Origin of the sequence: Bradyrhizobium oropedii, from assembly GCF_020889685.1 — a bacterium.
Classification (GTDB): Bacteria; Pseudomonadota; Alphaproteobacteria; order Rhizobiales; family Xanthobacteraceae; genus Bradyrhizobium; species Bradyrhizobium oropedii.
Genome location: NZ_JACMYO010000251.1, coordinates 1 through 10,007 on the forward strand (window position 1 = coordinate 1; position 10,007 = coordinate 10,007).

Below are 10,007 nucleotides of genomic sequence, written 5' to 3' on the forward strand. Positions count from 1 at the left end.
CGACCAAACCCGTCGGTGCCCAGGACTGTGAAGGGCGCTTCGATATAGGTCGCAATGAGCTGAGGATACGCCCGCACGTAATCGGATGCGGCCACCACAGGCGCCCCTCCCGACAGACATGCGGCCACGTGGCTTATTGCTGGCTCGGCCAATGGATTGAGGCGATTCCGCCTTTCGACCTCGCGAGCGTCGCGCGCGAGTTCGGAAAAACTTGTGGCGGACCAGACATCGTACGGAACACCCCAATGGCTTTCCAGCATCTTCCCCGCTTCGATCACCTCGGGCAGAATCGCACCTGAGCCTACCAGTCGTACGCTCGGAATCTTTTCGTTGGTGGGGCTACGTGTAAAGCAGTAGAGGCCTTTGACGATATGCGCCTGAACGTCTTGCGGCATTGAAGGCCGCGAGTAATTCTCGTTCATAACCGTCAAGTAGTAGAACTCTCCCTGCCTTCCTCGAGCATAGCTCGCATCCCGTGGTCGACAATCGCCGCAACCTCGTACGAGAATGCAGGATCATACGCTCTACAGTTGGGCACGGCCGCTGCCATGACGTGGCTGGATCCGTCCTGACTGCTGAAGACCTTCGCCCCCGAGAGTGGTACGTCCCGCTGTGGCACCGATCAGAAAACCCCTGGCTCGCTGATCCGCTGCTGCCCAAATGAGGTCTCCGACACGTTGGAATCCAAACATCGAGTAGTAGATATAGAATGGCAGCAGCGCGAGGCCGTGGAGGCTGTAGGATGTGGCCGCCGCAGTCCAGGACGAGATAGCGCCCGCTTATGTGATTCCCTCTTTCAGTAGCTGACCGTCGACCGCTTCCTTGTCGTACAGCATCGAACCAACATCTTCCGGCTCATACAGCTGTCCTACAGGAGAATAGATACCAACCTGCCTGAAGAGGTTCGCCATTCCGAATGTTCGAGCTTCGTCAGCCACAATGGGCACAACGCGCGAACCAAGTTCCTTATCCTTCAGGAGGTTGGAGAAGAGCCTTACGATTGCCATCGTGCTCGACATTTCCTTGCCCTCGCTCCTTAGGGCAAATTCGGCGTAGCTCTGCAGCGCGGGCACGCGAACAGATAGGGAGGTTCGTTTCCTGGACGGAAGAAATCCACCGAGCGCTTCGCGCCGCGCTCGCAGATATTTTATCTCAGCACTGTCCTCCTCCGGACGGTAGAACTGAAGGCGTTCCAGCTGCTCATTCGTCAAGGGAAGGCCGAACCGATCGCCGAAGGCATATAGCGCGTCGACATCCAGTTTCTTCGCTTGATGGGAAGTCATGCGAGACTCGCCGGCGCCTCCCATACCGAAGCCCTTCTTCGTCTTTGCGAGAATGACCGTTGGCCGTCCTTTTGTGGCCTTGGCCGCTGCGAATGCGGCGAACAGCTTTCGAAAGTCGTGACCACCACGCCGAAGAGCGTCGATGTCATGATTTGACATGTGAGAGACCAACGCGCGCATCTGCGGATCTTCATCGAAGAAGTGCGCCAAGTTATAGGCGCCGTCCTTTGCGCCTAAAGTCTGATACTTCCCATCGACCGTCGCTGCAAACCGACACAGCAGCGCATGCTCAGTATCTCGGGCAAAGATGTGATCCCAATCTGATCCCCATAGAACTTTGATCACGTTCCAGCCTGCGCCCGGGAAGAGCATCTCCAGTTCCTGGATTACCTGACCATTGCCGCGAACTGGACCATCGAGCCGCTGTAAGTTGCAAATGTCAGATTGTCCAGGCGTTCACGAGCAGCAATCGAAAGCCCCGCGATCGATTCTGGCTCGTCCATTTCACCGTCGCCAAACACCCCCCATACATGGCGCCCCTCTGTGACAGCGAGTCCCCGGTTTTGTAGATACCTCATGAAACGGGCCTGATAGACAGCGCTGATCGGCCCGATGCCCATCGATCCAGTTGGCACTTGCCAAAAATCTGGCATGAGCCACGGGTGGGGGTAGGAACACAATCCATTACCGCTCAGCTCCTGGCGGTAATGCTTGAGCTGTTCCTCCGTTAGACGACCTTCAAGAAAAGCCCGCGCATAGACGCCTGGCGACGAGTGCGGCTGAAAATAGATTATATCCCCCTCCGAGCCGGCACTGGAGGCACGAAAGAAGTGATTGAAGCCGACCTCGAATATTTCAGCAGCCGACGCGTAACTCGCGATGTGTCCACCGAGCTCTCCGTAGGCTTTGTTCGCTCGCACAACCATTGCCAACGCATTCCAGCGCACGATTGCCGTGATGCGAGTTTCGAGCTCAACATCGCCCGGAAACGGAGGCTGTAACTCCAGCGGAATAGAGTTGCGATACGGCGAGAAGGGCAGCGCCTCTGGGATTATTCCGAGCTCCTTTGCGCGCTCGTCAAGCGCAGAGAGGACGAAAAGCGCCCGGTCTGCTCCGGTGCTACTAGATAGTGTCCCTAATGATGCCAACCAATCAGCCGTTTCTATCGGGTCGTCGTCCCTTGCAGAAGCTCGGTTTTGACGAATATTCTCGACGCGCGTGATCATTGAATCCATGCCAGTCTTCAAACGAAGATCTCTACTATCATCATCACCAAGAGCACGTCATACTGAAGATGTTGCGGAATTGCTTCAAAACAGCTATCTCTGCTTCCGGTTGACCATATTGCAGCACATCATGCCGCTTCCGAAGCTCGATGCTATCGACCTCAAAATCCTCATGCATTTGCAGCATGATGCCAGTCTGTCGAATGTAGATCTCGCGGCGCGGATCGGTCTCTCACCGTCTCCCTGCCTCGCACGAGTCAAGCAATTGGAGGCGGGCGGATTCATATTGCGCCGCGTTGCCTTGCTAAATCCGGTCCGCTTCGGATCGGCCGTTAGCGTTTTCATTCACGTGACGCTTGAGAGGCAAACAGAGGCGAAACTTCAGGTTTTTGAGAAAGCAATGGCCAATTTGAGACGTTGTTTCGTCCGCCGTGAAGAACGCGAACGAGCGCTGATTTAAGCGATCTTTTGAGCCGGGACAGTTTCGGCGAAGGCCCGGATGATGGCACGCAAGAGTTCTGCGAGCCATCGCAGGAGCAGGCCGAAGTTGTAGCCGGCCGCGGCAAGGACGGCGTTGATGCGGTCGCCGACGCGGCGTTTGAGATAATTTCGGTCCATGCGGTGCTCGGACTTGACGTGGCCGATGACCGGCTCGACAGCCGCACGACGTTTCATCTCGCGCCGGATGGAAGCCGTGACGCGTCGAACCTGACCGAGATCCAGACCCTGAACCGGTGCGGGTAGGTGTGGTCGCGGTACCCTTTGTCGACATGGATACGGCGAGCCTCCACGCCGGTGAGTTTCTCCATGTCGGCGACCACGGGGCCGAGCGTGTGGCCGTCGAAGGGATTGCCGTGCAGTGCCTTGGCATGGAGCACGAACTGTCCGCCCTTCGGGGACGTCACAGGGGTGGCGATACTGACCTTGCAGCCGAACTCGTAAGGCGCGCGGGCTTTCCCCTTGCCGATGCACTCGACCTCCGGGGCATGTAACGCATAGACCTTTGGACCGCGCTGATGCCGATCCTGAGTGCGCACGCGCTGCGCTAGATCGAGCAGCGGGCCGAAGCGGGCCTCCAGCACCGCATCGCCATCAATCTTGCGGCGGATGTCGCGGATGATCCGCCCCAGCCGGGTCCGCAGGAACTTGAGTTGGCGCCGGGCGCGTTTGAACTGGTGCGCGTGGGTATAGCGGCCGGTCATGATGGCGGCGCGCTTGGCCAGGCGCAGCTAACTCTGGCGCAGCGGCACGCGGTTACGCTTGGCGAGCCCGACCAGCTTGGTGATGGCCCGATGCATCAGCCGCGCATCGGTCGGATGGGCGACCGCCTTGGGCTGCACGGTGGTATCGACCACCACCCGCTCCAGGTCCTTGGGACCAATGGCGCCAGTCTGCGCCACCGACAGACTTTCCTGGATCAGCGCGACGAGCTCCTCCTCGCCGAGCCGCTGGCGCCAGCGCGTCATCGACGATCGATCGAACGGCAGCCGGTGGCAGAAGCTCAGCTCGCCGCAGAAGTATTGGTAATAGGGGTTCTCGATCCAGCGGGCGCACAGCACCTCATCCGAGAGATGTGCATGTGCTTCAGGATGAACAGACCGGCGACCAGCCGCGTCGGCAGGCCAGGCTGCCCCGGACCGGTTTGGCACACCGAACCAAAGCGGTCATCCAGAAATTTCCAGTCGATCAACGCCGCCAACCGCACCAGCGGGTGGTCCATGTCGATGATTTGATCGAGCGCCGGAAGTAACAGGTCTTTCTGGCGATCATCCCGCGGTTTGCTCATCGCCGTCCCCAATGCCGATGACCCACCGTCAGGGAATCACGAATCGTTCGAAAGCAAAATCCCAAAACGCAACAAAGCGCAGTCCCAACACCCGGCTTTCCTGCAAATTCGAATACTTTATCGAGACAACTTCTGCCTATGTCTCAGGCCGATCTGCATTCTTCACGGACGACTGTTTCGTTGCAGCAGTTCATCGTCGAGAAGCTCGCCAAGACCACTGGCGTCGCAAACATTCAATCCAGCTTTGCGCTGAAGCAGGTCAAATATAAGACCGAGCTCCCGATACACACACTCGTCGACTTCAAGCGCGGCAAATTGGCCACTCGGGCCTCACGATAGTGTGGTCAGGGATGCGTCTGGATATTCCGGCTCTCTGCGACGGCTGACACGAGACTGCCCCCCTCACGGCCGCCCCGCACCAGAGCTTACTTTTTGTTTTGTCGCCTAAAGTGCAGGCACCCGGCAGGGATCGTCGGACCTGCGTCCGGCTCGTGGCCTGAAAGTCCGAAAAGGTGAACTTCTGGCGAGATCTGGGTTCAGCGATGGTCAAATCGCGACACGCTAACGTCTGCTTTCTTCGCAGCCTGACAATATCTTGCAACTCTTCAAATTGGAGTTAGGCTTTCAAGCGGAAATTCCGGCTCCCCAACCGCGGTCATTCTAGCACAGGAACGAAGAGGTGCACCAACTGAAATGGCCTAATGTGCAGGCACTTCGCTGGCGCGCGGAATCGAATACCACGACTTCGGGTCGAAGCTCGGAATTCTTCTAGACTCCGGCAAATTGACCATCAGTGCCAATCTTCTCCAACTCGACCAGAAGAAAGTCTGGATCTGCTGACGCGGATTTGCGGGACAGCGGGACATTGCACTTGCAGAGCCGGTGTAACGGCTAGCTAACGACGAACCGCACGACGCCATTGCGCAGACGAGAGCGTGACGCAACTCAGCGATCGTCGGCATCGTTTCCATATCGAGTTCCCCAGCGGGTTCAACTGGAAGGCACCCAATCGTGTCACCCTCGTCCTTCGGGAAGCCGATAGGACTCATCCGACGACTGGTGTTTCACGGCATCAGCACCACGCTGCACCAGGCATCCGCATTGCGTATTGTCGTCTCGGTATCGAGATGAAAGTTGAGAAAGGGCATATCGGCGACCAGCGAGGCATGGGGCTTTGTACGCACACCGCCTCCAAGTGATGATTTATCATGGTCATGCTGACCAATAGCGTGTTGTCGAATCCGAGACAAACGATCCTAACGCTATCGCCAACCAGAATGATGTCGACGGCGGGATTCGCTATGCATGCTGTAACGGCATCGTACGCCGTCGTCATTGCGACGCGCTGCCCCTCCATCTTCCATCGCTGCAGCATCGGAATCTGACACGTTCAACACGCTGCTCTCAAGTGTGGTTCATCTCAATCCCTCGTCCTGCAGTCAGGGCTTCCTAAGACAGTCGAGAGACGAGGACAGTACCCGGGAACCCTAATCGCAAGCCTGCTCCTACGATTTCGTTGGCAATGCGCGCATCTGCTCCAGTCTGGTGCGATAACGATATGCGACGACGCCATGGCTTTCCCGCACCAGCGCCCAGCCTAGCGGACATTCACGAAGACTCCCGTTTCGATGCTAGATCCAACCAAACAACCGGCATCCAGGCCAGAAAAGGCCAATAGAAAGGGCATGGCTTTCGAAAAGATACGATCGTACCATAGGCAACCTCGTTACGCGACGGGTGAGCCGCAGCACGCCTCTTCATCCTGTAGGCATTGAAGTCGATGATTGTTGCGGATGTTTCTGGCATTTGAGACTTCCGTGGGATCGTTTGAAATCGTCACATTCCCGCGTGAGCCTGCCGCGGGAGGCGCAAACTACGCATTTTTCAACCAGCGCAGCCATCTGTGGTCTGCCTCCCGTCGCACCTTGCAGCGATCAACGCATTTCTTCGAACAGAGGGCCGTTCGCCAGCAGTAGTAGCGTATGAGTCCGAACTTTCCGCCGCACATCGCGCAGCATTTTAATGAACGATGGTCGGACACATGGAAGTCGTTCTGCATGGTTGCCTCCTATCGGCGCCAGTAGATTGCCCCCTTTTGCATTTCTGTCGCGGAGCTTCCGCGCCCGCATGTAGAGTGCCGGTTCGAGTTGCCACGTCGCGCAATATGTACGGACTGCAGGCGCAAAGAGCTTGGCGCTGTTAGCGCGCCTCCTTGGCGAAGTGTTGCGCTCCATCGAAGCGCTCGCCGAAATTTGTCGATTGTAGCGGATACTTGCTCTTGTTTGATGCAATGAGAGACGCTTAGACAGATAAATCCTGCAATTTCAGTCGCCTCTTCGAAGGATTTCACCTGCCCGGATCGGCCTCGTCGCGGCAATCGATTGGGCAGCAAGGGCAGGCGAAGACCAGCGGCCTAACCTATCGACCGTACAACGCATCTGGCGGGCCTTCGGGTGCCGCGCGGCAATCAGGATGGAGCGGAGCGTCAATCAGGATGAGAGAGCTTCGCCGGGCTCGTGACGCAGGGAGGGCGTAGCCCGACCGGAGTTACGAGCCCGGCGTCGGCGCGATCCACAGGGGACCGCGCCGACTGGTGATCGCGGCCGGCCTGGTTGTGCAAGTGGTTCTTCCGCCAAGAGGAATCACTTGCTTGCCAGGCCGGCACATTACCGATCACCAGATGAGGCTCTACATGAAGTACCGTCAGACCGATAGCCCGTCAGTGGCCGCCGCCAAGGCGTCGTTCAGTACCTCGACCGAGTATCGCTTCGAGAAGGATCGAAGGCTCCCATCGCAGAAGAAGGGAGCCCGCGATCGGCGCCGACCGGACCCGTTGGCCAGTGTTTTTGAGACCGAGGTCGTGCCGATGTTGAAGGCGGCCCCCGGCGTGCGGGCTGTCGCGATCTTCGAGGAGATGTTACGCCGCCACCCTGAGCTCGGGGCTGGAATCCGCCGCACGCTGGAGCGCCGGATCCGCGCCTGGCGGACAATCCACGGCGAGGAGCAGGAAGTCATCTTCCGCCAGACCCACGAGCCCGGCCAAGTCGGCCTCTCCGACTTCACCGACATGGGTGAGCTGGGGTGAGCATCGCTGGCATGCCGCTCGATCATCACCCTATCACTTCCGGTTGGCCTATTGCGGGTTCGAGCACGCCCATGTTGTGCTCGGTGGCGAGAGCTTCGTCGCATTGGCCGAAGGGCTGCAGAATGCCCTGTGGTCGCTCGGTGGGGCACCGCGGGAGCATCGGACCGACAGCCTGTCGGCCGCCTTCTGCAATCTCGACCGCAATGCGAGGGACGATCTGACCCGGCGGTACGAGGACCTCTGCGCCCATTACGGCATGCGGCCCTCCCGCCACAATCGCGGCATCGCCACGAGAACGGGGCGATCGAGAGCTCGCATGGCCATCTCAAGCGGACGATCGCCGATGCGCTGCTGTTGCGCGGCACTGCCGACTTCGATGATCTCGCCGCCTACCGCGGCTTCATCGACGAAATCGTCAGCCGCCGCAATGCCCGCAACGCCAAGCGGATCGACCACGAGCGCGCCACCCTGCAGGCGTTGCCAGATCGCCGCACCTCGGACTACGAGGAGGTGCTTGTCCGCGTGACGTCAAGCGGCGGCTTCACCTTGCGCAAGGTGTTCTACACCGTGCCGTCACGCCTGATCGGCCACCAGCTGCGGGTACGCCTTTACGACGATCGTCTCGACGTGTTCGTCGGCGGCCCCCATCTCGTCACTCTGCCGCGTGGGCGGCCACATCCCAACGGCAAGCACGACCAGGTCGTCGATTATCGGCATGTGATCCATTCCTTACGGCGCAAGCCGATGGCGCTGCTCAATCTCGTCTACCGTGATCGACCGTTCCCGCGCGATGCCTATCGCCGAACCTTCGATCGCTTGCGCGAACGGCTGTCGGACAGGAAAGCCTGCCGGCTCATGGTCGATCTGCTTGCGCTGGCGCACGAGCGCGGCTGCGAAGCCGAACTCGCCGGTCAGCTCGCCGCCGACCTGGCCGCCGGCCAACTGCCCGACCTCGGACAGCTGCGCGCCCACTTCGCGCCCGATCCTGCCTGCGTGCCGCAGGTCATGGTGCAGCTTGCCCCGCTCGCCAGCTATGAGTGTCTCATCGGCGCCAGCCAGATCGGAGACGCCGCATGAACACGGCCAACACCGTCGACACTGCACGTCTCAATCTGGTGCTCAACGAGCTGCGGCTACCCGCCATCAAGGCGCTATGGCCGCAATTTGCCGAGAAGTCGGAAGATTGGCCGGCGGCCCGCTTCCTCGCCACCATTGCCGAGCACGAGATCGCCGAACGCGGCCGCCGTCGCGTTGAGCGCCATCTCGTCGAGGCGCGGCTGCCCGCCGGAAAGACCTTGGACAACTTCGACTTCGAGGCCGTGCCGATGATCTCCAAGGCGCAGGTGACCGCGCTCGCGGCCGGCGATGGCTGGCTCAGCAAGGGCGCCAATCTGCTCCTGTTCGGCCCGCCCGGCGGCGGCAAGAGCCACTTGGCGGCAGCGATCGGCTTGGCCCTCATCGAGAATGGATGGCGCGTCCTCTTCACCCGCACCACCGATCTCGTGCAGAAGCTCCAGGTGGCGCGGCGCGAGCTCAACCTCGAGGCGGCCATCAATCGTCTCGATCGCTTCGATCTCATGATCCTTGACGATCTCGCTTACGTCACCAAGGACCAGGCCGAGACCAGCGTGCTGTTCGAGCTCATCAGCGCACGCTACGAGCGGCGCTCGATGCTGATCACGGCCAATCAGCCGTTCGGCGAATGGAACAGGGTCTTCCCGGACCCCGCTATGACCCTCGCCGCCATCGATCGCCTCGTTCACCACGCCACCATCGTCGAGATGAACGTCGAGAGCTATCGCAGGCGCACCGCGCTCGAGCGAAAACGCGGCCCAGGACGGCCACCGTCGCACGCGACACCAAAACCGTTGCTGATTGACGCTCCGCGACAATCAGAGTTCAACAAAACTCTTGCGCGCGACAATCATCGCGGCAATCATCACCAAGCCGCGACACCGACTCGCCATCCTGATTGTCGCGCGCTTCCCATCCAGATTGTCGCGCTATATTCGGGCTCAAGCCGACCGGATGGAGGCGTTCAAGTTCTCGACCGCGTGATGTTGTGGGCCTCAACGTCTCCCGCCGAAGCACGCCATCATTCTGTGTGGGGCCCGAAGAGCCATGACTACAAAAGGCAGCACTACATCTCTGTTCGTCGCCCTCGATATTCGGCCAGCCGCATCCGAATCAAAGAGTTTTAAGCTTGGTAAGTGCAAGAAAGGCATGATGAAAGACAACGGTCGCCACCGAAAACCAGGAAAACCCGACCAGTCGTGAGAGCTTTAAAGCTCGCATCCTTGATGTGACCCCTTGGTTGTCGGACTTCATCAGGGCCAGCGGAATATGATCCGCGCTAAAGGCCGGACATACGATCGCAGCCGTCCAAATCGTTCAAAGTGCCAATCTTCCTCCGTGGCAAGCGCGTGGCCTCGCATCTGCGCTGCGGTAGCTCCGGGAACTTGTCCGGGATGTTTTGAATGATTTGAACCGCAGCCTTGGGCAGCTCTACGCCAGCGAGGGGCGTCCTTCGATCCATCCGGAGCAATTGTTGAGCGCCTTGCTGCTGCAGGTATTCTACGGCATCCGCTCGGAACGCCAGTTGATGGAGCAACTGGACTACAATCTTT

1 protein-coding gene and 6 pseudogenes are annotated in these 10,007 nt (G+C 59.3%); 4 read left to right on the plus strand and 3 right to left on the minus strand.

Annotated elements, in window-relative coordinates; translation table 11 throughout:
* Positions 1–2,509, minus strand: a pseudogene (gene mdeB, locus H8A95_RS38800) (alpha-ketoglutarate dehydrogenase); the annotation flags it as partial.
* A gap of 7 nt (positions 2,510–2,516) precedes the next feature.
* On the opposite strand from mdeB, the gene H8A95_RS44705 reads away from it, so the two are divergent.
* Complete coding sequence (locus H8A95_RS44705) at positions 2,517–2,969, plus strand: Lrp/AsnC family transcriptional regulator (protein WP_229187856.1); 453 nt, start codon at positions 2,517–2,519, stop codon at positions 2,967–2,969.
* Here H8A95_RS44705 and H8A95_RS38810 read toward each other — a convergent pair.
* Together H8A95_RS38810 and H8A95_RS38815 are read right to left on the minus strand one after the other, a co-directional pair.
* Positions 2,966–4,295 (minus strand): annotated as a pseudogene (locus tag H8A95_RS38810) (IS5 family transposase). The gene H8A95_RS44705 and the pseudogene H8A95_RS38810 overlap by 4 nt on opposite strands.
* A 1,062-nt stretch (positions 4,296–5,357) precedes the next feature.
* Positions 5,358–5,670: pseudogene (locus H8A95_RS38815) on the minus strand (3-methyl-2-oxobutanoate hydroxymethyltransferase); the annotation flags it as partial.
* Between the two features lie 1,275 nt (positions 5,671–6,945).
* On the opposite strand from H8A95_RS38815, the pseudogene istA reads away from it, so the two are divergent.
* The 3 pseudogenes from istA to H8A95_RS44610 form a co-directional block, all read left to right on the plus strand.
* A pseudogene (istA, locus tag H8A95_RS38820) lies at positions 6,946–8,457 on the plus strand (IS21 family transposase).
* Positions 8,454–9,251 (plus strand): annotated as a pseudogene (gene istB, locus H8A95_RS38825) (IS21-like element helper ATPase IstB); the annotation flags it as partial. The pseudogenes istA and istB, both read left to right, overlap by 4 nt.
* Before the next feature lie 578 nt (positions 9,252–9,829).
* Positions 9,830–10,007, plus strand: a pseudogene (locus H8A95_RS44610) (transposase); the annotation flags it as partial.

Excerpts from the sequence above, each read along its gene's own strand:
- H8A95_RS44705 (WP_229187856.1), top strand. The coding sequence starts at position 2,517 with ATGCCAGTCTTCAAACGAAGATCTCTACTATCATCATCACCAAGAGCA.